At 64.2% G+C, this 24,509-nt stretch carries 23 protein-coding genes and 1 pseudogene; 7 read left to right on the top strand and 17 right to left on the bottom strand.

From position 1 onward, the window contains the following. Positions 1 to 141: 141 nt before the first annotated feature. The 7 genes and pseudogenes from JQ587_RS14360 to JQ587_RS14330 form a co-directional block, all read right to left on the bottom strand. A complete protein-coding gene (locus JQ587_RS14360; protein ID WP_212302555.1) occupies positions 142 to 972 on the bottom strand; it encodes an OmpA/MotB family protein in 831 nt (276 codons plus the stop codon). A 23-nt stretch (positions 973 to 995) separates the two neighbouring features. Next, positions 996 to 1,769 (bottom strand): motility protein A, encoded by a 774-nt coding sequence (locus JQ587_RS14355; RefSeq protein WP_212302554.1) that lies wholly within the window; start codon positions 1,767 to 1,769, stop codon positions 996 to 998. Between the two features lie 214 nt (positions 1,770 to 1,983). Beyond that, positions 1,984 to 2,808: an SDR family NAD(P)-dependent oxidoreductase gene (locus tag JQ587_RS14350; protein WP_212425707.1), complete on the bottom strand. Its 825-nt coding sequence runs from the start codon at positions 2,806 to 2,808 to the stop codon at positions 1,984 to 1,986. A 101-nt stretch (positions 2,809 to 2,909) separates the two neighbouring features. Further along, positions 2,910 to 3,629, bottom strand: a complete 720-nt coding sequence (locus JQ587_RS14345) for an RraA family protein (RefSeq protein WP_128934471.1) — start codon at positions 3,627 to 3,629, stop codon at positions 2,910 to 2,912. A 122-nt stretch (positions 3,630 to 3,751) separates the two neighbouring features. Beyond that, positions 3,752 to 4,624 carry a CDP-alcohol phosphatidyltransferase family protein gene (locus JQ587_RS14340; RefSeq protein ID WP_212302552.1) on the bottom strand — a complete coding sequence of 291 codons (873 nt, stop codon included), beginning with the start codon at positions 4,622 to 4,624 and terminating at the stop codon, positions 3,752 to 3,754. A gap of 78 nt (positions 4,625 to 4,702) precedes the next feature. Continuing rightward, positions 4,703 to 5,428: pseudogene (locus JQ587_RS14335) on the bottom strand (phosphatidylserine decarboxylase); the annotation flags it as partial. A 57-nt stretch (positions 5,429 to 5,485) separates the two neighbouring features. Then, positions 5,486 to 7,441 (bottom strand): ABCB family ABC transporter ATP-binding protein/permease, encoded by a 1,956-nt coding sequence (locus JQ587_RS14330; RefSeq protein WP_212425705.1) that lies wholly within the window; start codon positions 7,439 to 7,441, stop codon positions 5,486 to 5,488. Positions 7,442 to 7,642: 201 nt separating this feature from the next. On the opposite strand from JQ587_RS14330, the gene JQ587_RS14325 reads away from it, so the two are divergent. Further along, the gene (locus tag JQ587_RS14325; RefSeq protein WP_212302549.1) at positions 7,643 to 8,248 is read left to right on the top strand and encodes an LOG family protein; all 606 of its coding nucleotides are present in this window, start codon (positions 7,643 to 7,645) and stop codon (positions 8,246 to 8,248) included. A 4-nt stretch (positions 8,249 to 8,252) separates the two neighbouring features. Here the strand turns inward: JQ587_RS14325 and JQ587_RS14320 are convergent, their stop codons facing one another. The 4 genes from JQ587_RS14320 to JQ587_RS14305 all read right to left on the bottom strand — a co-directional run bounded on the left by JQ587_RS14320 (position 8,253) and on the right by JQ587_RS14305 (position 12,658). Continuing rightward, on the bottom strand, positions 8,253 to 8,630 hold the full coding sequence (locus JQ587_RS14320; protein WP_212425704.1) for a VOC family protein: 378 nt from the start codon (positions 8,628 to 8,630) through the stop codon (positions 8,253 to 8,255). Positions 8,631 to 8,746: 116 nt separating this feature from the next. Beyond that, positions 8,747 to 10,345 (bottom strand): citramalate synthase, encoded by a 1,599-nt coding sequence (gene cimA, locus JQ587_RS14315; RefSeq protein ID WP_212425703.1) that lies wholly within the window; start codon positions 10,343 to 10,345, stop codon positions 8,747 to 8,749. Further along, positions 10,342 to 10,833, bottom strand: coding sequence for a GNAT family N-acetyltransferase (locus JQ587_RS14310; protein ID WP_212425702.1), 492 nt, complete (start codon positions 10,831 to 10,833; stop codon positions 10,342 to 10,344). The genes cimA and JQ587_RS14310 overlap by 4 nt, the downstream gene beginning before the upstream one ends. Before the next feature lie 115 nt (positions 10,834 to 10,948). After that, positions 10,949 to 12,658: a cysteine--tRNA ligase gene (locus JQ587_RS14305; RefSeq protein ID WP_212425701.1), complete on the bottom strand. Its 1,710-nt coding sequence runs from the start codon at positions 12,656 to 12,658 to the stop codon at positions 10,949 to 10,951. A gap of 288 nt (positions 12,659 to 12,946) precedes the next feature. Here JQ587_RS14305 and JQ587_RS14300 point away from each other — a divergent pair, with 288 nt between their 5' ends. Continuing rightward, a complete protein-coding gene (locus tag JQ587_RS14300) occupies positions 12,947 to 13,252 on the top strand; it encodes a hypothetical protein (RefSeq protein WP_212425700.1) in 306 nt (101 codons plus the stop codon). Positions 13,253 to 13,395: 143 nt separating this feature from the next. Continuing rightward, positions 13,396 to 14,580 carry a DUF2865 domain-containing protein gene (locus JQ587_RS14295; RefSeq protein ID WP_212425699.1) on the top strand — a complete coding sequence of 395 codons (1,185 nt, stop codon included), beginning with the start codon at positions 13,396 to 13,398 and terminating at the stop codon, positions 14,578 to 14,580. A gap of 167 nt (positions 14,581 to 14,747) precedes the next feature. Here JQ587_RS14295 and JQ587_RS14290 read toward each other — a convergent pair whose 3' ends face one another. The 3 genes from JQ587_RS14290 to JQ587_RS14280 all read right to left on the bottom strand — a co-directional run bounded on the left by JQ587_RS14290 (position 14,748) and on the right by JQ587_RS14280 (position 18,466). Further along, a complete protein-coding gene (locus JQ587_RS14290; RefSeq protein ID WP_212425698.1) occupies positions 14,748 to 16,505 on the bottom strand; it encodes an NAD+ synthase in 1,758 nt (585 codons plus the stop codon). Positions 16,506 to 16,719: 214 nt separating this feature from the next. After that, entirely contained in the window at positions 16,720 to 17,073 is a 354-nt protein-coding gene (locus JQ587_RS14285) for a diacylglycerol kinase (RefSeq protein WP_212302541.1), read from the bottom strand. Positions 17,074 to 17,077: 4 nt separating this feature from the next. After that, on the bottom strand, positions 17,078 to 18,466 hold the full coding sequence (locus tag JQ587_RS14280) for a class II 3-deoxy-7-phosphoheptulonate synthase (protein ID WP_212425697.1): 1,389 nt from the start codon (positions 18,464 to 18,466) through the stop codon (positions 17,078 to 17,080). Positions 18,467 to 18,646: 180 nt separating this feature from the next. Here JQ587_RS14280 and JQ587_RS14275 point away from each other — a divergent pair, with 180 nt between their 5' ends. Together JQ587_RS14275 and JQ587_RS14270 are read left to right on the top strand one after the other, a co-directional pair. Beyond that, positions 18,647 to 19,543 (top strand): alpha/beta hydrolase family protein, encoded by an 897-nt coding sequence (locus JQ587_RS14275; RefSeq protein ID WP_212425696.1) that lies wholly within the window; start codon positions 18,647 to 18,649, stop codon positions 19,541 to 19,543. A 143-nt stretch (positions 19,544 to 19,686) separates the two neighbouring features. Next, positions 19,687 to 20,481: a COG4705 family protein gene (locus tag JQ587_RS14270; RefSeq protein WP_212425695.1), complete on the top strand. Its 795-nt coding sequence runs from the start codon at positions 19,687 to 19,689 to the stop codon at positions 20,479 to 20,481. Here the strand turns inward: JQ587_RS14270 and JQ587_RS14265 are convergent. Together JQ587_RS14265 and JQ587_RS14260 are read right to left on the bottom strand one after the other, a co-directional pair. After that, positions 20,478 to 20,741, bottom strand: coding sequence for a hypothetical protein (locus tag JQ587_RS14265; protein WP_212302537.1), 264 nt, complete (start codon positions 20,739 to 20,741; stop codon positions 20,478 to 20,480). The genes JQ587_RS14270 and JQ587_RS14265 overlap by 4 nt on opposite strands. 185 nt (positions 20,742 to 20,926) lie before the next feature. Beyond that, a complete protein-coding gene (locus tag JQ587_RS14260) occupies positions 20,927 to 22,411 on the bottom strand; it encodes an aldehyde dehydrogenase family protein (RefSeq protein WP_212425807.1) in 1,485 nt (494 codons plus the stop codon). Positions 22,412 to 22,524: 113 nt separating this feature from the next. Here JQ587_RS14260 and JQ587_RS14255 point away from each other — a divergent pair, with 113 nt between their 5' ends. Both JQ587_RS14255 and JQ587_RS14250 read left to right on the top strand, forming a co-directional pair. Continuing rightward, the gene (locus JQ587_RS14255; protein ID WP_212425694.1) at positions 22,525 to 23,607 is read left to right on the top strand and encodes a substrate-binding domain-containing protein; all 1,083 of its coding nucleotides are present in this window, start codon (positions 22,525 to 22,527) and stop codon (positions 23,605 to 23,607) included. A gap of 79 nt (positions 23,608 to 23,686) precedes the next feature. Further along, the gene (locus JQ587_RS14250; protein WP_212425693.1) at positions 23,687 to 24,064 is read left to right on the top strand and encodes a winged helix-turn-helix domain-containing protein; all 378 of its coding nucleotides are present in this window, start codon (positions 23,687 to 23,689) and stop codon (positions 24,062 to 24,064) included. 3 nt (positions 24,065 to 24,067) lie between these two features. On the opposite strand, the gene JQ587_RS14245 is transcribed toward JQ587_RS14250, so the two are convergent. Beyond that, positions 24,068 to 24,445, bottom strand: a complete 378-nt coding sequence (locus JQ587_RS14245) for a hypothetical protein (protein WP_212425692.1) — start codon at positions 24,443 to 24,445, stop codon at positions 24,068 to 24,070. Positions 24,446 to 24,509: the final 64 nt, after the last annotated feature.

Genomic DNA, 24,509 nt, shown 5'->3' with positions numbered 1-24,509 from the left:
TCCGGCGCCTTTTGACGCTTCCGCCGCGACTGTCAATCGGCTCGCCACCATAGCAGGCGCAGCCGTGGATGCTGTGACGGCTCGGCCACGTTCGTCGCCGTCGCGACGATACGTCTCAGGTAAAATGGTAGCGCAACGGATTTAGGGCTTCAAGTTCGGCGGCAGCGGCGGATCTTCACGCATCAGCGTGATGGTGACGCGCCGGTTCGCGGCGAGCGACGGATCGTCGGGGAACAGCGGCTGGGTGTCCGCCTTGCCGGAAACCGCAAAGATGTGCGACGGCGGCAGGCCCTCGCGCTCGAGGATCTGGCGCACCGCGTTGGCGCGGTCGGCCGAGAGGTCGAAGGCGCCGTAATCGCTACGGGTCGGCACGAAGCCCGCCGCAGTGTGGCCGGCGATGGAGACGCGCAAGGGGGTCGCCTTGAGCGGGATTGCGAGCTTCTCGATCAGGCGGCGGGTGCGGTCGTAGGGCACCTTGGAACCATCCGCGAACATCGAGCGGCCGTCCTGGTCGACGATCTCGAGGTTGAGGCCCTGCTTGGTCTCCTCGAACATGACGTGCTTGGACATTTCGGTCAGCTCCGGCATGTCCTGCAACGCCTGGCGCAGCGAGGCCGCAGCAAGCGCAAAGTTACGATCGATCTTCATCTTCGCGCCGGAGGTGCGGTCGCGATCTTCCTGATCCGGCGTCGGGGTGTTGGAGGCGTCCTCGGGCTCGATGTGGTCGACGTTCTTCAGCCGCGGGCGGGTCGGCAGGCCGTCCGACTCGACGATGCCGGCATAGCGCGCTTCGCTCTGGACACCGAAGGCGTCGCGCATGGAGCCTGCGACGACCTTCAGCTTGTTGGCGTCCTGTGTCGAGAACGCGACGAGCATCACGAAGAAGCTCATCATCAATCCCATCAGGTCGGCGAAGGTCACGAACCAGCCGTGACCACCTCCATGTGCATCGCCACGCTTCTTCTTGGCCATGACCTAGACTCCGGCGTCCGGCCTCAAGCCGGAACCGGCTCGCCTTCGGCGTGGCGATGCTTCTCCGGCAGGTAAGCCAGCAGCATTTCACGCACGAGCGTCGGGCTCTTGGAGTCGCGGATCATCAGGATGCCGTCGATGATCAGCGTGCGGTTGGTCTCTTCATCGAGCAGCTTGCCGTGCAGCTTGTCGGCGATCGGCAGACAGAACAGGTTCGCGACGAGTGCGCCGTAAAGCGTGGCGAGCAGCGCGGTCGCCATGAACGGGCCGAGCTTGGAGGGGTCGGTCATGTTGGCGAACATCTGCACCATGCCGATCAGAGTGCCGATCATGCCGAAGGCCGGGGCGCAGTCGCCGATGGCGCGATAGATCTTGCTGCCCTCGTCGAGGTGCATCAGGAAGTTGTCGCGGTCGCGCTCGAGATTGTCGCGGATGAAATCGAGGTCGTAGCCGTCGGCGACGTAGCGGATGCCCTTGGCGAGGAACGGCTCGTCGGTCTCGACCTTTTCGAGACCCACGGGGCCCTGCTTGCGGGCGATCTCGGCAATGCGGGCGAGTTCGTCGACGAGGTCGTGGGCCGACAAGCGGCTCATGGTGAATGCGAATTTGGCACCGAGCGGCAGGCCGTGCAGGAGCGCGCTCAGGGGAAAGCGGATCATGGTGGCCGAGATCGAGCCGCCGAAGATGATGATCATCGCATGTTCGGAGATGAACATGTGCAGGTCGCCGCCCATGAGGACCATCGTCACGATGACGATGATGCCCGCCGTGAGACCGACGCCCGTCATGATATCCATGGGAGACTCCAACGCGAACGCAACAACGGCCGTCCTGGCCGCTGGCGCGGCCCAACCCCGAACCGCATTGGAAACCCTAGAGCGCTGCCCTTAAAGCCGCGTAAAGGTTAAGTTCAGGCGGCGCGACGGAGCGGCGCTGGCGCGCCGAAACGACGGCGGCTTTGCCGTTCCACGACATGAATCTCAACGCTTTGCTAACCATAAATGGGGCGCGTCAGGATGATAGTCCTGTCAGCTCCAGGCTCAGCGCGCGCAGGCGCCTGCGTGCATCCGCATCATAGGCCTGCGGATTGGCGCGCGCCTCGTTCATGCCGTTGAAGAACAGCCCGCTTCGGCCAGCGACGTCGTCGCCTTCGACCAGATGCAGGATCGCTGCGCCGCCCTGCTCGACGGTCGACATCGGTGTGATACCGCCGGCGCGGACCATCGTGGTGTTCATATAGGTCGCCGGATGCAGCGCGTTCACGGTGACGCCTGCGCCCTTCAGTTCCTCCGCGAGATCGATCGTGAGCATGATCTGCGACAGCTTGCTCTGCGCATAGGCGCGCGAGCCGCTATAGCCCTTCGTGATCATGACGTCGTCGAAGTCGACCGGATGCTGGCCGAGGGAAGCGACGTTGATGATGCGCGAAGGCGCGGCCGCCTTCAACAGAGGCAACAGCAGATGGGCGAGCAGGAAGCCCGAGAGATAGTTCACCGCAAAGCGCAGCTCGTGACCGTCGCGGCTCTCCTGCCGTTGGGACCCGTCGTTCTGCGAACCGATGCCGGCATTGCTGACGAAGACATCGAGACGTTGATGATCCCGCGTCACGGCCGCGGCGAGATCGCGCGTGTCCGCCATCGACGACAGATCGGCCTGATAGAAGGTCGGCGCAGCATGGCCGGCCTTCACGCTCTCATCGATCAGCGCTTTCGCCCGCGCCGCGTCACGACCATGGATCAGGACCTTCGCGCCTTCGGCGGCAAGGCGGTTCGCGACATAGCGCCCGACGCCATCGGTCGAACCCGTGATCAGCACCGTCTTGCCGGCCATGTCCATTGCGTCACTCCAGGCTAGAGCATGATCCGGAATAGTGTGAAGCGGTTTTCCGACGAGATCATGCTCAAGAGAACAACCTAAAGCGCGATGACTATCGCGCTTTAGTGAATCTCCGCCGAGCGCTTCAGCGCGGCCTTGAGCTTCTCCAGCGAGAAGTCCGGGCTGCGCGCGATCTCGAGGATCGGCGTTTCACGGCGACCACAGAGCTCGGCGGCCTCAGGCAGTTTCGCCGCAACGTCGAGCGGGATCACGATGGCGCCGTGCTGATCGGCGTGGATCAGATCGTCCGACTTCACGGTCATGCCGGCGACGCGCACCTCGCCGCCAAAGCTCTCCGCATGCACCCAGGCGTGCGACGGGCCGATCGAGCCGGCGAGCGCCTGGAAGCCCGGGGCCCATTGCGGGATGTCGCGGATCGAGCCGTCGGTGATGACGCCGAGGCAGCCGAGCGCCTTGTGCACGTTGCTCTGCACCTCGCCCCAGAACGCGCCGTAGCCGACATCGGGACCGTCGATGTCCTGGATCACGGAGATGCGCGGACCATGACCGGTGCCGACATATTCGTAATATTCGATGCGGCGCTTCGACTGCTCTTCGGCGGGCAGCGATGATTTCAACACCGAGCGGATTGCAACGGTGCGGGCATAGCCGACGATCGGCGGCAGGTCGGGGAACGGGCAGACCAGCTGCTTGGTGGTGTAGCCGATCAGGCGGCGCTCGGGCGCCACGATCTCCATGGCGTTGCAGATCGTCGGCGTGTCGTAGCGGCCCAGCGCTTCGAGGACGGAAGCGGGCAGCGGCCCGGTCGCGGAATTGGTCACGGCGTTCTCTCCCAGATTGGCGGCCGCTGTTGGCGCGGTGCCGCCGACACTGGGCGATATAGCCGAGATCGGGTCTCAACCCAACTCAGGTGCTCTCATGGCAGATATCCGCATGCGATCGCTCAGTGCAGCCGCCGGTCGTCGTGCGGCGGCTCCGACAAGTTCGCCAGCGTCGGCGCAGACGGCGGCGACGGCACCTCGCCGCCCGCAGGCGCTGTCGCTTCGGCCGCGCGCGCCTGATCGCGGTAGGATTTGTAGCCGAGCGGCAGGCCGAGCAGATAAAGCACGGTCCCGATCGAGAGCACGTACCAGGGATAGCTGATCAGAAGCGCGATAAAGAAGATCACCGCGACGAATGCCGGCAGCACCAGCTCGGGAGGCACCCGCATGCGCATGCTCTTGCCGGAGAACACCGGCAGGCGCGACACCATCAGAAAGGCAATCAGCAGCGTGTAGCCGGCCGTCAGGGCCGCGGGCCAGCGCCCGAGGTCGAGGAACGCCGCATAGATCGGCAACATCACGGTGATGGCACCGGCCGGCGCCGGCACGCCGGTGAAAAAATTGGCGGCGAAGGCCGGCTTGTTGGGATCGTCCAGCGTGGCGTTGAAGCGCGCGAGACGCAGGCACATGGAGATCGCAAACACCATGGCCGCGATCCAGCCGGCGTTACCGAGCTCGTGCAACTGCCAGAAATACAGCATCAAGCCGGGCGCCACGCCGAAATTGACGAAGTCGGCGAGGCTGTCGAGCTCGGCGCCGAATTTGGATTGGCCCTTGATCAGCCGCGCAATGCGGCCGTCGATGCCGTCGAGCGCTGCCGCGAACACGATGGCGTAGACGGCGAGCGTCATCCGCCCCTCGATCGAGAGCCGGATCGCCGTCAACCCGGCGCAGATCGCCAGCAGCGTGATGACGTTGGGCACCAGCATCCGCACCGGAATCGGGCGGAACCGCCGGCGGCGGACGTCAGGATTCTTGAAGTCATAGGGCGTCATTGGCTCGTCCTCACCTTAAGGCAAGATATAGCAAGCCGTTTTGCCCTCCGCCATTGCGGCGGAACCTCGACTTATTGGTTAACTGGCGCGATAGGCGCGGCTGGGGTCATCCCCGGTAAGGTCGGCCAGGATCGTCTCGCCGGCAATCGCAGTCTGCCCTTCCGAGACCAGCGCCTTGGTGCCAGCGGGCAGATAGACGTCGAGCCGCGAGCCGAAGCGGATCAGGCCGAACCGCTCACCGGCCCCGACCGCCTGCCCTTCCTTGACGAAGCAGACGATGCGCTTGGCCACGAGGCCCGCGATCTGGATTACGCCGATGCGCCCCTGCGGCGTCGAGATCACCAGCGAATTGCGCTCATTGTCCTCGCTCGCCTTGTCGAGCTCGGCGTTGATGAACAGTCCCGGCCGGTAGGCGATGCGATCCACCCTGCCCGCTACGGGAGCCCGGTTCACATGGCAGTTGAACACGCTCATGAACACCGAGATGCGCGGCAGCGGCTGGTCACCGAGGCCAAGCTCGGCCGGCGGCAGCGCCATGCTGATCATCGACACCCGCCCGTCGGCCGGCGACACCACCAGCCCGTCGCGCAGCGGCGTGACGCGCACGGGATCGCGGAAGAACAGCGCGCACCACACCGTGAGAATGGTACCGATCCAGCCCAGCGGCGACCACAGCCACATCAGCAAGATGCTCACCGCCGCGAAGATCCCGATGAAGGGGTAGCCCTCCTTGTGGATCGGCGGGATCTGACGTTGGATCGAATCGAGAATGGACATCGCTATCTGCCGCTCAGGGGTTGACGGCGCGGGTCGTCTCGCGCACCGGGGTTGTTTAGGCCAGAGTTGGGACCGGAGACAAGCTCACTCCGCGGCCGCCTGCGCCGTGAGGGCGTCATCGACCGGCGGCGGCTCCCGATTCGGCGCATCGCTCGAATCGGCCATCCGGGCCAATTTCTCGCGCGCAGCCTCGGCTTCGCGCTGCCTGTTCCACATGCTGGCGTAAAGCCCCTCCTGTGCGAGCAGGCTTGCATGGGTGCCGCGCTCGGCGATGCGGCCCTGGTCGAGCACGATGATCTCGTCGGCGCCGACGATGGTCGAGAGCCGGTGCGCGATCACGAGCGAGGTACGGTTTTTCGCGACACGGTCGAGCGCGCCCTGGATCTCGTGCTCGGTGTGGGTGTCGAGAGCCGAGGTCGCCTCGTCCAAAACGAGGATCGGCGGCGCCTTCAGCACCGTGCGCGCAATCGCGACGCGCTGCTTCTCGCCGCCCGACAGTTTCAGGCCGCGTTCGCCGACCTGGGTCTCGTAACCCATCGGCGCCATGCGGATGAAATGGTCGATCTGCGCCAACCGTGCCGCCTCCTCGACCTCGTCATCGCGAGCGTCCCAGCGCCCGTAGCGGATGTTGTAGCGGATGGTGTCGTTGAACAGCACCGTGTCTTGCGGCACCATGCCGATGGAGGCGCGCAGGCTCGCCTGCGTGACCTCGCGGATGTCCTGACCATCGATCAGGATCTTGCCGCCCGAGACGTCATAGAGACGGAACAGCAGCCGCGAGATGGTCGACTTGCCGGCGCCGGAGGGGCCGACGATCGCAACTGTCTTGCCGGCCGGCACCTCGAAGCTGATGCCTTTGAGGATCGGCCGCGTCGGCTCATAGGCAAAGCGCACGTCCTCGAAGCGCACCGTGCCGGCCGAGACGGCCAGCGGCAGCGCATTGGGCTCATCCTTGATCTCGGCCTCGCGGCCGATCACGCCAAACATCTTCTCGATGTCGATGATCGCCTGCTTGATCTCGCGATAGACCATGCCCATGAAATTCAGCGGCTGGTAGAGCTGGATCATCATGGCGTTGACCAGCACGAAATCGCCGACCGTGTTGGTGCCGTTGCGCACGCCGATCGCGCACATCAGCATGGTCGCGGTCAGCCCGAGCGTGAAGATCACGGCCTGACCGGTGTTGAGCACGGCGAGCGAGGTGTAGGTGTGGATGCTCGCTTCCTCGTAGCGCGCCACCGACTTGTCATAACGTTGCGCTTCGCGGGCCTCGGCGCTGAAATATTTGACGGTCTCGTAGTTGAGCAGCGAGTCGATCGCCTTGGTGTTCGCCTCGGTGTCGGAATCGTTCATCTTGCGGCGGATGCCGATCCGCCACTCGGTCGCGATGTAGGTGTAGTACATGTAGAGCGTGACCGTGATCAGGGTCGCGACCACGTAGCGCCAGTCGAACTGCCAGAGCAGCACCGCCATCAGCAGCGTGACCTCGACGATGGTTGGGATCAGCTGCAGGATCACCATGCGCACGATGACCTCGATACCTTCGCGGCCGCGCTCGAGCACGCGCGTCAGACCACCGGTCTTGCGTTCGAGGTGAAAGCGTAGCGAGAGCTCGTGCATGTGGACGAAGGTGATGGTGGCGAGCTTGCGAACCGCATGCATGGCGACGCGGGCAAAGATGCCGTCACGCCACTGCGTCAGCACCGCCATCACGATGCGCATGACGCCGTAGCTCGCGGTCAGGAGCAACGGCGAAGCGACCACCCAGAGGTGCCAGTTGCTGGCCTGCACCGGCGCCGTGTTGGCGCCCGTGAGAGCATCGGTCGCCCATTTGAAGCTGAACGGCACCGTCAGCGTGATCAGCTTGGCGGCGAGCAGCAGCACCATCGACCACACCACCCGCATCTTCAGGTCGAAGCGGTCACCCGGCCAGATATAGGGCCACAGATGCGCCAGCGTGCCCATCAGGGTGGCCCGCTCCAGCGGTGCGGCCGCGGGCTCGGGCACGTCGGGGCCATGGGACGAATGAGGAGGGACCATCAGGACGCCTGAAAGGCCCGCCGGATGCGGGCGCGGTGCGATTTGCGATTTTCGCTCGTCATATAGAAGCTTCCGGGCCGAAGCGCACCCCGCCAGATGGCGAATCTTCGATTGTTTATCGCCATTTACCGGTAGATTTCCGGGTGACCCGAATCACCGATTGGGCTTGACGCCCCTTCGCTGCAATGCATCATGGCACCAATGAGCACGATCAAAACCGTCTGTGTCTATTGCGGCTCCGGCCCCGGAACCAATCCCCACTTCACCGAAGGCGCCAAGGCGTTCGGCAAGGCGCTCGCCGAGAACGATATCCGCTTGGTCTATGGCGGTGGCTCGCTCGGCCTGATGGGCTCGGTCGCGACTTCCGTGCTCGATCACGGCGGCACCGTCACCGGCATCATTCCTGAATTCCTGCGCAAGCGCGAGAACGCGCTGACCCGCGTGCAGGAGATGATCGTCACCCCCGACATGCACGAGCGCAAGCGGCTGATGTTCGAGCGCTCCGACGCCTTCGTGGCGCTGCCGGGCGGCGTCGGCACGCTGGAGGAGCTGGTCGAGCAGCTGACCTGGAAGCAGCTCGGCCGTCACGCCAAGCCCGTGCTGCTCGCCAATTTCGACAATTTCTGGGAGCCGCTGTTCTCGCTCTTGTCGCACATGCGCCAGACCGAGTTCATCCGCGCCGGCCTTTCGGTCGATATCCTCAAGGCCGACCGCGTCGAGGAGATCTTGCCGAAGCTGAAGGCGGCTGCGGCGCAAATCGCCGAGGCGGAAAAGCAGATGGCCCCGGACGTGGCGCGCAAGCTCTGACGCCCTACTCGCTCGGAAACGTCACCGCCTCGATCCGGTTACCATCGGGGTCGACGACGAAGGCCGCGTAGTAGCGCACGCGGTCGTGTGGGCGGAAGCCCGGCGCGCCATCGGAGGCGCCGCCGGTCGCAAGCGCGGCTGCGTGAAATGCATCGACCTCGCTCGTCGTCTTCGCCCGCAGGCAGATGTGCACGCCGCTCTCCGGCGGCACAGGTAGCATCGCCTCGCGTAAGTTAATCCAGAATTCCGGATAGGACTTGCCGAAGCCGATCGTGCGCGGCCGCGTCACGAGACGCACGAGCCCGAGGGCGGCGAGCGTGGCTTCGTAGAACTTTGCGGAGCGTTCGAGCTCGCCGACGCCGACGGAGATGTGGTCGATCATTGGTCGCGTTCTCCTGTCTCCCCAGTCATTCCGGGGCGATGCAAAGCATCGAGCCCGGAATCTCGAGATTCCGGGTTCGCCTCTTCGAGGCGCCCCGGAATGACTAAAGCTACGCCTTACGCCGGCGCGCCCGATTTCACGAGCTTGTAGATCACCGAATCCATCAGCGCCTGGAACGAGGCATCGATGATGTTGGGAGACACGCCGACCGTGGTCCAGCGATCGCCGTTCTCGTCCTCGCTCTCGATCAGGACGCGCGTCACCGCGCCGGTGCCGCCATTGAGGATACGCACGCGATAGTCGATCAGCGTCAGGCCCTCGATGTACTTCTGGTACTTGCCGAGGTCCTTGCGCAGCGCGACGTCGAGCGCGTTGACGGGGCCGTTGCCTTCAGCAGCCGAAATCAGATGCTCGCCGGCGACGTCGACCTTGACCACGGCCAGCGCCACGGTGACGCGCTCGCCGAGTGCGTTGTAGCGCTGCTCGACGTTGACGTCGAACTGCTCGACCTCGAAATAATGCGGCACCTTGCCGAGCGTGCGGCGCGCCAGCAGATCGAACGAGGCATTGGCGGACTCATAGGCGTAACCGGCCGCCTCGCGCTGCTTCAGTTCCTCGACCAACCGCGTCAGCTTCGGATCGCTCTTCTCGTAAGGAATGCCGGCACGATCGAGCTCGGCGATCACGTTGGAGCGGCCGGCCTGGTCGGACACCAGCACCTTGCGGTGATTGCCGACCAGCCCTGGCAAGACGTGCTCGTAGGTCTGCGGGTCCTTCATCACGGCCGAGGCGTGAATGCCGGTCTTGGTGACGAACGCGCTCTCGCCGACGTAAGCTGCATGCCGGTTCGGCACGCGGTTGAGCATGTCGTCGAGCGTCCGCGAGACTCTGACGAGCGTCGCCATCTTCTCTGCGGTGACACCGATCTCGAAGGCGTCGGCGAATTCCCTCTTCAATTTCAGCGTCGGGATCAACGAACAGAGATTGGCGTTGCCGCAGCGCTCGCCGAGACCGTTCAGCGTGCCCTGGATCTGCCGCGCGCCGGCACGCACCGCAGCGAGCGAATTCGCCACCGCCTGCTCGGTGTCATTATGGGCGTGGATGCCGACGTGATCGCCGGGGATGTGTTTTGTCACCTCGGTGACGATGGCCTCGACCTCGTTCGGCATGGTGCCGCCGTTGGTGTCGCACAAGACCACCCAGCGCGCGCCGGCCTCATAGGCCGCCTTGGCGCAAGCGAGCGCAAAGCTCGCATCTTCCTTGTAGCCGTCGAAAAAGTGCTCGCAGTCGAGCATGACCTCGCGGCCGGCAGCCTTCGCGGCCGCGACGCTGTCGCGGATCGAGGCGAGGTTTTCCTCTTTCGTCGTCTCCAGTGCGACGCGCACCTGATAGGCCGAGGACTTCGCCACGAAGCAGATCGCGTCCGCCTTCGCTTCCAAGAGCCCGGCGACACCGGGATCGTTGGAGACCGAGCGTCCGGCCCGCCGCGTCATGCCGAAGGCGGTGAAGCGCGCGTGGTTGAGCTTCGGCTTGCTGCCGAAAAACTCGGTGTCGAGCGGATTGGCACCGGGATAGCCGCCCTCGACATAGTCGATGCCGAGATCGTCGAGCATCCCCGCGATGACCTGCTTGTCGGTCAGCGTGAAGTCGACGCCGTTGGTCTGCGCGCCGTCGCGCAGCGTGGTGTCGAACAGATAAAGGCGCTCCTTGCTCATTGCGGTGCTCCGAGCGTCTTCTTCATGGTGGTGTTGGCGAGCCACTCGTCATTCATGGTGACGCTGTTGCGCTGTTGGGCCGTATAGCCGCGCTTGGCGAAGAAGCTTTGCGCGGTGTCGCTGGCATCGACCGTGAGGGCCGCAGCGCCGCGGCCGCCCGCCAGCTTCTCCAGCGCGTCGACCAGCATGGTCGCGATGCCCTGCCGGCCAACGGCCGGATGAACGTAGAGCATGTGGACATGATCGGTGCCGCGCAACGACGCGAACCCCACGGGCGAGCCGTCGAGGGTGGCGATCAGCGTCAGGTCGGACGCCAGCCGCTTGCCAAACTCCTCAGTCTCGGCCGCCGCCATCCAGGCTTCCTGCTGTGCCTCGCTGTAGTCGTCGCCGGTCAGCTCCTGGATGCTGGCAACGAAGATCGCGGCCAGCATCGGAACGTCGGTCGGCAGGAATGGCCTCAGGCCGGGCTTGGGCAAGGTCTTTCCCATCGTATTCACCACAACCCATAGAGTTTCAGCACGATCGCTACGGCGGCGCCGAGCAGCAGGATCTTCAAGGCGATGTAATAGAGCCAGTGCCGCGGAAACGGCGTGTCGGGCCGGGTCATCGCGCGACCTCCGTCTTTATCTCGCCCGTAACTGGATCTTTGAAATCCCTTAGTGTGACGCCCATTCGAGCGAGTAGATCCCGAATCCTGTCGGATTCTTTAAAATCCTTCCGCGCGCGGGCCTCCGATCGAGCACGTATCAGTTCGTCAACATTTACGCCGTCGCCAAAGACCTCGTATTCGATCGAACCGTTTGTGTGTACTGAAGCCCGGACGCCATTCGTCAGAAGGGTCTCGACGATAGCCGCCTGTCGGGCAGAGTCGTCGTTGGCTGCGGCAATTTGCAGTAAATCAAGATTTCGCTTCATAGCCGGAGAAGCGAGCCGACCGCCCGTACCTACGTGATACGGATTGAGCAGCCCCAGCCGGTCCGACCGAGCCAGTCCGAGAAACTCTAGCGACTGCATCAACTGGATGCTTGCCTGGCTGTTTCCACTTCGGAACTGTGAGAAGATTGCGCGAAGTTCGGTGATTGCTTGAGATGTATTCAGGTCGTCAGCGAGCGCGCTCACAATTTTCTCAGCCGGAACGGGGGGCTTTCCCATTTCTCTTTGCCCGATAGAAAACAACATACCTTCGGTGTTCTCAAGCGCGTTGGCCCATGTTTGGAGTTCGCGCTTGCTTTCCTCGAGGCTTGCGATGGTCCAGTCGATCGGCGAGCGGTAATGCGTCTTGAGCATGTTCAAGCGCAGCACCTCGCCCGGCCAGTCCTGAAGCAGCTCGTGGATGGTCACGAAGTTGCCGTCGGACTTCGACATCTTCTTGCCTTCGACTTCAACGAAGCCGTTGTGCATCCAGAAATTTGCCATTGCGCTAGTGCCATGCGCGCAACGCGATTGTGCGATTTCGTTCTCATGATGCGGAAAGATCAGATCGATTCCGCCACCATGGATATCGAAAACATTACCGAGGTAGGCGGCCGACATGGCCGAGCACTCGATATGCCAGCCCGGCCTCCCGTGAATGGCTACCACTTGCGAGTTCAGTTGAAGTCGGGACGCGTTCTCACGAGAAATCGTGAACTCTGCATCATAGCCACTCTTTGGGTTGGGTCTAAATTCGCCCTTCCAACCGGGCTCTCTCACTCCAGATTCCTTCCAGAGAACAAAGTCCTCCGCATTCCTTTTGTGGGAATCTACCGCAATGCGAGCTCCAGGAATCTGCTCGTCCAACTTACGCTTTGAAAGAGCGCCATAGTCCGGCATCGAACTCACGTCGAACAGAATCTCTTTTCCTTCATCGCCGAGCGCAAGATAGGCGTGGTTCCGGTCGAGAAGGTCTTGGATTAGACTTTTCATGTCTGCCCGGCCATCGCCACGCGGCAACACAAAGTCCGTTGCGCGGGGTTGATGGGTCGGATCCAAGCAACCAAGCGCCTTTACGTCGGCCTGAAACTGACTTGCGGTCGCCTCCGTCACCTTGCGAATGGCGTCGTTCAGCAACAGACCGGGATAATCGCGCAACGCCCGCGCGTTGATCTTGTCGTCGACGTCGGTGATGTTGCGGACATATTTGACGTGCGCCTCGCCATAAACATGGCGCAGCAGCCGAAACAGCACGTCGAACACGATCACCGGCCGCGCATTGCCGATATGGGCGAAGTCATAGACGGTCGGTCCGCAGACATACATGCGGACGTTCTTCGCATCGAGCGGCGCGAAGGTGCGCTTTTCCCGGCTCAGCGTATCGTAAAGGCGCAATTCCATATGGACACCCGTCGGCTGTTGGCCGGGCGTCCAGTGCTCTCAATGTGGTTGAGAAAAGACGGCTCCAGCCAGCGAATCGCTAGCTCGTAATCTCGCGGCAAATAATGCAGATGGCGAGGAGACCGTTCATGCCGGTCATATGGGCCACGAAGGCGCCTTTCGTCAAGAGAGCCGCGAAAATGCCGTTTTGTGTCCGCGATTGCCTGCCGGCCTGCCTTGATGGTTCGTCATCCTTAACCTTTTGAGCCTAATTCGGAACCCGGTGGTCCCCCCAGCCCCGGTGCACCCATGCGATCCCTGCTCGCGCTCGTCTCCTGTGCCTCCCTCCTCGCGGCATCCAGCGCTTTCGCCGAGACGCGCGTCTTCATCATTCCCAACCAGGCCGACGGCTATGGCGTCGACCAGTGCCTGGCCAAGGGCGAGAAATGCGGCGCGCATGTTGCCCGCACCTACTGCCAGTCACGGGACTTTGCGCAGGCATCGGCCTACCGCCGGGTCGATCCCGACGAAATTACCGGCTCTGTCCCCAAATCCGGCGCAAACTGCTCTCATGGCCATTGCGACGAATATGTCGCAATCACCTGTCAGCGCTGAATTCGCTCGGAACTGGCGGACCTTAGGACCCATTTGCGGCCCCTGAAACGACGTGACGATGCCGCAGGAAGCGGCTATTGGAGGGCGCGCTTCGGCCCCCCAAATCACATTGGAAAGTCACTTGGGGCCGTGACTTCGCTAGAATGGCGGATATGCCTGAATTTTTGTCTCTGTCCCGTCCCCGCTTCCTCCTTGCCTGCACCGTGCTTCTCAGCGTCGTGCTCGCCACTGACGCCTTTGCGCAGGCCGGCCCGCCCGGCGCGCCGCCTCCGCCGGCCCAAGGCGGGCTCGGACCGAACCCGATGTGCGTGCGGCTGGAAGGACAGCTCGCCGCGCTCGACCGCGGGGCGAGCGGCGATCCCGCGCGCGACGACCAGATCCGCCGCTACCAGGATTCCCAGACCCGCCAGCAGGCCGAGCTCGACCGCGTCACCATGCAGGCCAAGCGCATGGGCTGCGATTCCTCCGGCTTCTTCTCGCTGTTCAACGGCCAGTCGGCGCAATGCGGCCCGGTCAATACCCAGATCCAGCAGATGCGCGCCAATCTGGACCAGATCACCGGTAATCTCGAACGCCTGCGCGGTGGCGGCGCCGGCGGCAGCCCCGAACGCGACAGCCAGCGCCGCTCGGTGCTGATTGCGCTCGCGCAGAACAATTGCGGTCCGCAATACGCCAACGCCGCGCAGTCACAGGGCGGCAACTTCCTGAGCAATCTGTTCGGCGGCGGCAACAACCCCAACAATCCGCCAAGTGCGCCGCCCCCCGATCTCGGCCCGCAATCCGGCACCTATCGCACCGTCTGCGTGCGCACCTGCGACGGCGCCTATTTCCCGATCTCGTTTGCGACCGTGCCGGCGCGCTTCCCCGACGACGAGAAGACCTGCAAGGCGCTCTGCCCGGCGGCCGAAGCCGTGCTCTACGCCCACCGCAATCCCGGCGAGGACATGAACTCCGCGGTCTCGATCAGCGGCCAGCCCTACACGTCGCTGCCGACCGCCTTCAAATTCCGCAGCGAGTTCAACCCGTCCTGCTCGTGCAAGGCGGCGGGGCAGAGCTGGGCCGACGCGCTGAAATCGGCCGACGACAAGGCGGCCGTGGAGCAGCAGGGTGACATCATCGTCACCGAGGAGAGCGCCAGAAAGATGCAGCAGCAGCGGCTCAACAAGGGCACGCCTGCGAACGGCAAGAAGGGCGCAGCTCCCGCGCCGACGACGGCAACAGCACCGGCGGGGGGCCCACCGCCTGCGGATACAGCCCCCACCACCTCGTCGGAGAACAAGCCGATCCGCTCGGTCGGCCCGACCTTCCTGCCGCAGCAGCAGAAGTAGGCGGCTCCAAACTCAACTGGATGCCCGGCGAAGGCGGGGCATGCAGTACGCCGCGGCGGCAGCTGGTTTTCACGATATCCGCCGCGGCGTACTGGATCATCCGCCTTCGCGGATGATGACGGCGGAACGGGCGGCGAGACCACCTGCCTCGCACGCGTCGGCGAAACTCACCCCTCGAACGCGTCGATCGACGCCTTGCTGCCGCGCGACACCAGCGTCTCATCGGGCGCGGGCAATTTCTCGCCGCGATCGCGGAAGCGGTTGGTGATGGGATAACGCCGGTCGCGGCCGAAATTTTTCCGCGTCACCTTCACGCCGGGCGCGGCCTGGCGGCGCTTGTATTCGGCGACGTTGAGGAGATGGTCGATGCGGGTCACCGTCTCGCGGTCAAAGCCCGCCGCGATGATCTGGTCGAGCGGCTCCTCGCGTTCGACCAGGCGCTCGAGGATCGCATCGAGTACGTCGTAGGGCGGCAATGAATCCTGATCGGTCTGGTTCTCGCGCAGCTCCGCCGTCGGCGGACGCGTGATGATGTCGGGCGGGATCACCTCGCCGGCCGGTCCGAGCGCACCGTCGGGCTTCCAGGTGTTGCGCAGGGCCGCCAGCCGGAACACCTGCGTCTTGTAGATGTCCTTGATCGGATTGAAGCCGCCGTTCATGTCGCCATAGAGCGTGGCATAGCCGACCGACATTTCCGACTTGTTGCCCGTGGTCACCACCATCAGCCCGATCTTGTTGGAGATCGCCATCAGGAGCGTCCCGCGAGTGCGGGCCTGAAGGTTTTCCTCGGTGATATCTGGCGGAAGGTTCTTGAAGATGCCGGCCAGGATGGTCTCGAACCCACCCACCGCTTCCGCGATCGGCAGCACTTCGTAGCGGATGCCGAGATGGCCGGCGAGCTCGCCGGCATCGGCAATCGAGTGTGCCGCCGTGTAGCGATAAGGCAGCATGACGCCGTGCACCTGATCGGCGCCGAGCGCGTCGACCGCGATCGCGGCGCACAGCGCGGAATCGATGCCGCCGGAAATGCCGAGCAGCACACCGGGAAAGCCGTTCTTGCTGACATAGTCGCGCAGGCCCAGCACGCAGGCCGCGTAATCGGCGCGGTCTCCTTCGGGCTGCTCGGCAATCGGACCGGTGCAGCGCCAATCGCCGCCGGTCCGGGCGAAGCGCAGCGTGGTGATGCTCTCAGCGAACGCCGGCAATTGGGCGGCGAGCGAGAGATCACCATTGAGCGCGAACGAGGCGCCGTCGAACACGAGCTCGTCCTGGCCGCAGACCTGATTGAGATAGACCAGCGGCAAGCCGCTCTCGGTAACCCGCGCGACCGCGACCGACAGACGCACATCGTTCTTGTCGCGGGCATACGGCGAGCCGTTCGGCACCAGAATGATCTCGGCGCCGGTCTCGGCCAGCGTCTCGACCACGTTCTCGTAATCCTCGGACTCTTCCAGCCAGATGTCCTCGCATATCGGCACGCCGATCCGCACGCCGCGCACGGTGACGGGGCCCGATGCTGGCCCGCGCGCAAACAACCGCTTCTCGTCGAACACGCCGTAGTTCGGCAGATTGCATTTGAACCGCAAGCCGGCGATGCGCCCGCCGTCGAGCAGCGCGCAGGCATTGTAGAGCTTGCCGTCCTCGACCCAGGGCGTGCCGACCAGCAACGCCGGCCCACCATCGGCGGTCTCGCGCGCCAGCGCTTCGATGGCCGCGCGGCAGGCGGCCTGGAAGGCCGGCTTCTGCACCAGATCCTCCGGCGGATAGCCGGCGATGAACAATTCCGGAAACAGCACGAGATCGGCGCCATCGGCGATCGCTCGCGCGCGTGCCGAGCGAACCTTGGCGGCATTGCCCGCGACGTCGCCCATGGTCGGATTGAGCTGGGCGAGCGTGACCGCGAATGCGTTGAGACGTTCGGTCATAGAGCGCTCGCTTTCACCGCTCCCAAAGGGAGAGGTCGGATTGCATCGAAGATGCAATCCGGGTGAGGGGTTACAGTCTCTCGCAGGGCCTGAGCCCCCTCACCCGATTTGTGCTCGACGATGCTGCGCATCGCGAGACGCAAATCGACCTCTCCCCGTTGGGGAGAGGTAAAGGAGCCTCGGGTGCCGACGCCCAATCGATACTCTCCGCGAGCTAGAGGAACCCCAATCGCTCGATGATGGCGATGATCCAGAACGCGCCGGCCATCAACAGTGCAACGCCGACTGCGGCCGAGCCCATGTCCTTGACCCGCCCGATCTGCTTGTCGTGATCCATCGTCAGGCGGTCGGCGAGCTTCTCGATCGCGGTGTTGAGCAGCTCGACCACCAGCACGAAGGCGACCGAGCAAACCAGCTCGACCGCGCGTGTCGCGGTCGCCGCGACGAGCCACGCCACCGGCAGCGACAGGATCAGCGCAAAGATCTCCTCGCGGACGGCCTGTTCCGAGCGGAACGCAAAGGCCAGACCGTTGCGGGAATTGATCGTGGCCTTCCAGATCCGCAGCAAGGTGCTAGAGCCCCGCTGCAGTCGGCATCGGCCTGACCTTGCCGGCGCGTTCCTGCTTCAGCAGCTCCGCGACCAGGAAAGCCATGTCGATGGATTGCTCGGCATTGAGGCGGGGATCGCAAACCGTGTGGTAGCGGTCGTTGAGATCCTCGTCCGTGATGGCGCGGGCGCCGCCGATGCATTCGGTGACGTCCTGGCCGGTCATCTCGAGATGCACGCCGCCGGCATGGGTGCCTTCCGCCGCATGGATCGTGAAGAACGACTTCACCTCGGACAGCACGCGGTCGAACGGCCGCGTCTTGTAGCCCGTCGTGGAGGTGATGGTGTTGCCGTGCATGGGATCGCACGACCAGACCACCACCCTGCCTTCGCGCTTCACCGCGCGGATCAGGCCCGGCAGGTGATCGGCGACCTTGTCGGAGCCGAAGCGGTTGATCAGGGTCAGCCGGCCCGGCTCGTTGTCGGGGTTGAGCACGTCGATCAGCTTCAACAGCTCGTCGGGCTTGAGCGACGGGCCGCACTTCAGGCCGATCGGGTTCTTGATGCCGCGGAAATATTCGACATGGCCGTGATCGAGCTGCCGGGTGCGATCGCCGATCCAGATCATGTGGCCCGAGGTCGCGTACCAGTCGCCCGTGGTGGAATCGACGCGGGTCATGGCCTGCTCGTAGCCGAGCAGCAGCGCCTCGTGGCTGGTGTAGAAATCGGTGGCGCGCAGCTCGGGATGGCTCTCGAGATCGAGGCCGCAGGCGCGCATGAAGTTGAGCGCGTCCGAGATGCGGTCGGCCAGCTCCTTGTAACGGCGGGACTGCGGCGAATCCTTGAGGAAGCCGAGCATCCACTCATGCACGCTGCCGAGATTGGCATAGCCGCCGGTGGCGAACGCGCGCAAGAGGTTCAGCGTCGCGGCCGACTGCCGATAGGCCATCAGCTGCCGCTGCGGATCCGGCACGCGCGCTTCCTTGGTGAAGGCGATGTCGTTGACGATGTCGCCGCGATAGCTCGGCAGCTCGACGCCATTGACCTTCTCGGTCGGCGAGGAGCGCGGCTTGGCGAACTGGCCGGCGATGCGGCCGACCTTCACCACCGGCACCGCGCCGGCATAGGTCAGCACCACCGCCATCTGCAGCAGCACGCGGAAGAAGTCGCGGATGTTGTTGGCGCCATGCTCGGCAAAGCTCTCGGCGCAATCGCCGCCCTGGAGCAGGAAGGCCTCGCCGGCCGCAACGCGGGCCAGCGCCTTCTTCAGATTGCGCGCCTCGCCCGCGAACACCAGCGGGGGAAAGGTTGCAAGCTGCGCCTCGACGTCGGCCAAAGCCTTGGCGTCGGGATAATCGGGCACCTGTAGCACCGGCTTGCTGCGCCAGGACTCGGGCGTCCACCGCTCGGACATCGCAATCTCTCCGTGAAGCAAAAAGTGCAACCTGATCTGTGGGTTGCGAGGGCCGCCTTATACACAGGCTGGCGCGACACCGCCAGTTGTAAATCCGTTTCGCGATGCAAACCCTTGCGAGCAAAGCCGAATTCGCATTTGCTGGGGATGGCAGCGGAAACCGGCAAGACAGCTTTCCCCATGGACGCGGCACTGGACGACGTTTTCATCGACGAGATCAGCTTCCCGGCGACCGACGGGTATGCGCTGACCGGCACCCTGTTCCTGCCGCGCGGAGTCAAGCGCCATGCCGTCCTGATCAATTCGGCGACCGCCGTCCCGCGAAAAATCTATCGCGGCTTTGCCTCCTACCTCGCCCATCGCGGCTGCGCGGTGCTCACTTACGACTATCGCGGCATCGGCGACTCCCGGCTGCCGGCAATGGTCGGTTACAACCGGCCGAAATCGCTGGTCGGCTTCAAGGCTTCGATGTCGGACTGGGCCGCGCAAGACGTCACCGCCGCGGTCCGCTGGATGCGCGAGCGCTATAACACCCTGCCGCTGGCCTATGTCGGCCACTCCTACGGCGGCCAGGCGCTCGGGCTGATCGAAAACAACAGCGAGATTTCGCGAGCCGCGTTCGTCGCCTCGCAGGCCGCGACCTGGCGGCTGATGACGTCACCGGAGAGATACCGCGTCTACGCCTTCATGAATTTCGTCGGCGTGCCGCTGGCTCACGCACTCGGCTACGCGCCGGGCTGGGCCGGCATCGGCGAGGATCTGCCGAAGGGCGTCTTTCTGCAATGGGCGGATTGGGTCTCGAGCCCGCGCTATCTCTTCGATTCAAAGCTGCCGGCGCTGGAGAATTTTGCCAAGTTCAAGGGCGAGCTGCGCGCGCTCTGCTTCACCGACGATCCCTGGGCGACACGACCGGCGGTCGAGTTGCTGACTGGCGGATTCACCGCGATCGAGCCGGAGGTGCTCACCGTGCAACCGTCCGACGTCGGCGCCAAGGCGATCGGCCATTTCGGCTTCTTCCGCCCCGAGCACCGCGACACGCTGTGGCGCGGCGTCGCGGAATGGATCCAGGGGGAGTGAGGCTCAGGCAGCCGCATCGCCGCTCGTCACTTTCTCGTGGTCGCTCAAGCCGAAACTGATTTCCGCCATCGTCGTTGGCCACCTGACACAGAGTCGACAACGCGACTGATCTTGTTCCGGCTACGCCGAACGCGACGAGGACAATGGAAAATCGCGCCAGAAGCCAAAGCCTCGTCAGCGAGAGCAAGGTCCCCGAAGTCACGCTCGGGTTCTGGATCATCAAGATCGCCGCCACGACGCTGGGCGAGACCGGCGGCGACACCGTGACGATGACGCTGAATTGGGGCTACCTCGCAGGCACGTTCCTGTTCCTGGCGGCGATGATCGTCCTGGTCGCCGCACAAATCCGCGCGACAAAACTCCACCCGGCGCTGTATTGGGCGACCATCGTGGCCTCAACCACCTTCGGTACGACGATGGCGGACCTCGCCGACCGCTCGCTCGGCATCGGCTATACCGGCGGCTCGACGCTGCTCCTCGCCTGCCTCGTGCTGGTGCTTGGCCTCTGGTATCGCGCTGAAGGAACCATCTCGGTCAACAGCGTCAGCACGCCCCGCGTCGAGGCCTTTTATTGGGGCACGATCACCTTCTCGCAAACGCTTGGCACCGCGCTCGGCGACTGGATCGCCGATACCTGCGACATGGGCTATGGTGGCGGCGCGCTGATCTTCGCAGCTGGGCTTGCCATTGTCGCCGCACTCTATTTTTGGACCCGCGTCTCGCGCGTGACCCTGTTCTGGGCCGCGTTCATCCTCACGCGACCATTGGGAGCGACCGTCGGCGACTTCCTCGACAAGCCGCTCGACCACGGCGGACTTGCCCTCAGCCGGCCGCTGGCCTCGCTCGTGATCGCAGCATTCATGGTGGTCTGCCTGCTGCTGATCCCGCAGCGCGCGGGACAGCACCCAAGCAACGACCACGCAGCCGAGCGCGCTTAGCGGATGATCGTCGTCAGCGACGAGTAGCGCTTGTTCGGCTTGGCTTCGACCGCAGAGAACTGTGCGAAAGCATCGCTGACGCGCGCAGCCGGCGTGGTCCCGTCTGCAAACCGGAACTCCTTCGGTCGTGGCGCGTAGAAGCTGGCGCTGTAATAGGAATCGTCGAAACGCGTCTCACCGACGCCGAACAATGCGTCGCAGACGAACAGGAGTGCGTAGACTCCCGCGACCGCCGCGACGACCTCCTTGAGAACTGACATGTTGTTGCCCCACCCTTTTGCCGTGAGGATGCACGCCGGTTCCAAAGCCGAGGTTTAAGACGGCACGGTTCTTATCTGCAGGGTTTGTCGCTGCTGAGCGGATTGCGGACAATTTTATCTTTTCTGAAAAGAGAGCCCGCCTGACGGGATCAAGCGGGCTCCAGGATTGGCCGATCGGGAGGTTATCAGACGGCCAGATTCATCCACACAGCCTTGGGCTCGGTGAAATTGTCGAGCGCGGCGGTGCCGTGCTCGCGGCCGAGGCCGGAGTCACGCTCGCCGCCCCAGGGCAGCCGCACGTCGGTGTAGCCATAGGTGTTCATCCAGACGGTGCCGGCGCGCGCCCGTCTGGCGAAGCGCTGCAGCTTGCCGATGTCGCGGCTCCAGACGCCGGCGGCCAAGCTGTAGGCGGTGCCATTGGCGATCCGCAGCGCATCGGCCTCATCCTTGAACTTGATGACGCTGACGACGGGACCAAAAATCTCGTCCTGCGAGATCCGCATCTCGTGCGCGACATCGGCGAACACGGTCGGGCCGATGAAATAGCCGCGCTCGCCGACACGCTCGCCGCCGGTGACGAGCCTTGCCCCCTCCTTCTGCCCGATATCGACATAGTCGAGGATCGACTTCATCTGCTTCTCGGAGATGACGGGACCGAGCGCGGTCTTGCGGTCGAGTGGGTCGCCGATTCTGATCGACTTCGCACGCGCGGCGAGACGCTCAACGACCTCGTCATAGGCCCTCTCCTGCACCAGCACGCGCGAGCCGGCGGAGCAGACCTGCCCGGCGTTGAAGAAGATGCCGGAGGCCGCAGCCTTGCTGGCTGCTTCGAGATCGGCGTCGTCGAAAATCACATTGGCCGACTTGCCGCCCAGCTCGAGCGAGACGCGCTTGAAGTTGCTCGCCGCGCCCTTCATGATTCCGCGCCCCACACCCGGCGAGCCGGTGAAGGTCACCTTGTCCACGTCGGGGTGATTGACCAGGGCATCTCCGACGACGCGGCCAGGTCCGGTGACGACATTGAAGACACCTGCCGGCAGGCCGGCTTCGAGCGCAAGCTCGGCGATGCGCAGCGCCGATAGCGAGGTCAGCTCGGCCGGCTTCATCACGATGGTGCAGCCGCAGGCCAGCGCCGGCGCGAGCTTCCACATGCCGATCATCAGCGGGAAATTCCACGGCACGATCGCCGCGACCACGCCGACGGGCTCGCGCACGGTGTAGGTCAATGCATCGTCACGCACCGGCACGACGTCGCCGCTGATCTTGTCGGCCCAGCCGGCGTAATAAGTCAGCGTGTCGACGGCGGCGGGAAAGTCCTGGCGCATCGTCGCGGAGATCGGTTTGCCGGCATCGATCGACTCCAGCTCGATGATCTCGTCGGCATGACGCTTGAGCAGATCCGCCCAGCGCAGCAGGATCTGGCCGCGCTCGGAGGCGCGCATCGTGCGCCACGGGCCCTCGAAGGCGCAGCGGGCGGCGGCAACCGCATGCTCGACGTCAGCCTCGCCGCCTTCGGCAACGACAGCGATGACCTGCCCGGTGGCAGGATTGAGGGATTTGAAGGTGCGGCCGGAACTCGCGGGCACACGGCGGCCGTCGATGAGCAGATGCTGCGGCCGCGCCATGAATTCGGTGGCCGGCGAATGCGCAAAGTCATATGCAACAGACATCATATTTCCTCCTGATCTGGTATGCCAGACTAGGCAGCTATTGTCTGGAGTAAATATGATATGGTTTGCAAATGGACGCACCATATATGAAGCTAAGTTCATAAGGTTGTCAGATGCTTCAGATCGAGATCGAGGCCGTCTGGCGGTTTCGCCACGAAGGCAGCCCGCGCACCGCGGTGGTCATGCTCGGGATCCTCAATGAAATCCGGAAGACCGGAAAGATCACAAGCGCGGCCAGCGATGCGCACCTGTCCTACCGGCATGTCTGGAATCTGATCGAGCAATGGTCGGAGTTCTTCGGAACTCCGCTGGTCGAGACCCAGCGCGGCAAGGGCTCGAAGCTCACGCCGTTCGGCGAGCGGCTGGTGTGGGCCGGCGAGCGCATGCAGGCGCGGCTCGGGCCGCAGCTGGAGAATCTGGCGCAGGAGCTTGCGAGCGAGATCAAGCCGTTCCTCGAGCAGCGCCCTTCCGTGATCCGCGTCCATGCCAGCCACGGCTTTGCTGTGGCCAAGCTGCGCGAATTCCTCGACCGCGAGCCCGGCATCGGCGTCGATCTGCGCTATGTCAGCAACCAGCACTCGCTGGTCTCGCTGGCGCAGGGCGCCTGCGACCTGTCCGGCCTGCATCTGCCGCACGGCGCGTTGCGCGCCCAGGGCATCAAGGCCGCGCGCGAATGGCTCGATCCGCGCGAGGACCGCATCATCAGTTTCGTGACGCGCGAGATGGGGCTGATGGTTGCACGTGGCAATCCCCTGCGCATTGCTTCGCTCGATGATCTCACCAAGCCGAACGTCCGCTTCGTCAACCGCGACCACGATTCCGGCACCCGCCTCTTGTTCGACCAGTTGCTCGCGGCTCACAACATCGACGAAGGCAAGATCAACGGCGCGCAGCAGATCGAGTTCACCCACGCTGCCGTCGCGGCCTATGTCGCGAGCGGCATGGCCGATGCGAGCTTTGGCGTCGAGGCGGCCGCGCGGCATTTCGGCCTCGATTTCATTCGCATCCTCACCGAGGACTATTTCTTCGTGTGCAAGCGCGCTTTTCTGGATACCGCACCCATGAAGCGCATCCTTGAGATCATCCGCAGCGCCGATTTTCGCGCCGCCGTCGCCACCCTTCCCGGCTATGTGCCGTCGGACACCGGCACCGTGACCGGCGTGAAGGCGTTTCTGGAGATGCACGCCGTGCGATGACGGTGCAGGCCGCGCTCCTCCTTGTCCGCGACGGGCAAGAATGGCAATCTCCGTTTAGAGCCATTCAAGAGAGCCTGTCATGTCGCGCGCGAGCGCCAAATCGCTCCCCCAACTGAGCCTTCGGATCGACCTCGACAGCGAGGACCGGATCGGACCCGGCAAGATCGAGCTTCTCGAGCAGATCCGCGCGCAAGGCTCGATCTCCGGGGCCGGACGCGCCATGGACATGTCCTACAAGCGCGCCTGGGATCTCGTCGACGAAATCAACCGCATCTGCGGCCATCCTGCGGTCGAACCGCAGGCCGGCGGCAAGAACGGCGGCGGCGCAATGCTCACACCGTTCGGCGAAAAGCTCGTCGCGCGCTACCGCAAGATCGAGCGCGACGCCGCACGCGCGGTGCACAAGGATCTGGAAGCGCTCAAGAGCGACATAGCCCGTTCGCGCAAATCCTCTTAGGCATCAGTTCGGCCGTACCGTCGCTTCCGACATCGGCTGCGTCAGCGCTTCGCCCAGCAGCCCCTGCTCTGCCTTCGGGATCGAGAAGCGGACCTTGAAGCCGTCCTCGGTCTGGAGCGTGATGATACGCTGCGTCGTGTCGGTCGACTGCTCGATCGCCCAGGACGCAAGCGGATAGGCATAGCGAAGGCTCTGGTCACCATAGCGGGCCTTCAGCGCCGCCTCCAGCAGCCCAGGCAGCGTCATGATGAGAGCGCCGACCTGGTTGAGCGAGACGTTGACGGCTGCGGTGCTCCCCGTAACGTCCTCGAAGCCCAGCGAGATCGCACCGCCGTCGGCCGACACCTCGCAGGTCGTGAGCTGCCTCACCTTGATTTCCATTGCCAGTTCCGGAACACAGTTCGCTATATCCACTACGATATATCGATAAGTCGGGCTGCGTCTA

This window comes from Bradyrhizobium manausense (assembly GCF_018130615.1).
Taxonomy (GTDB): domain Bacteria; phylum Pseudomonadota; class Alphaproteobacteria; order Rhizobiales; family Xanthobacteraceae; genus Bradyrhizobium; species Bradyrhizobium manausense_A.
The sequence above is the reverse complement of the archived record's forward strand: the minus strand, read 5'-3'. Positions and strand labels throughout refer to the sequence as shown.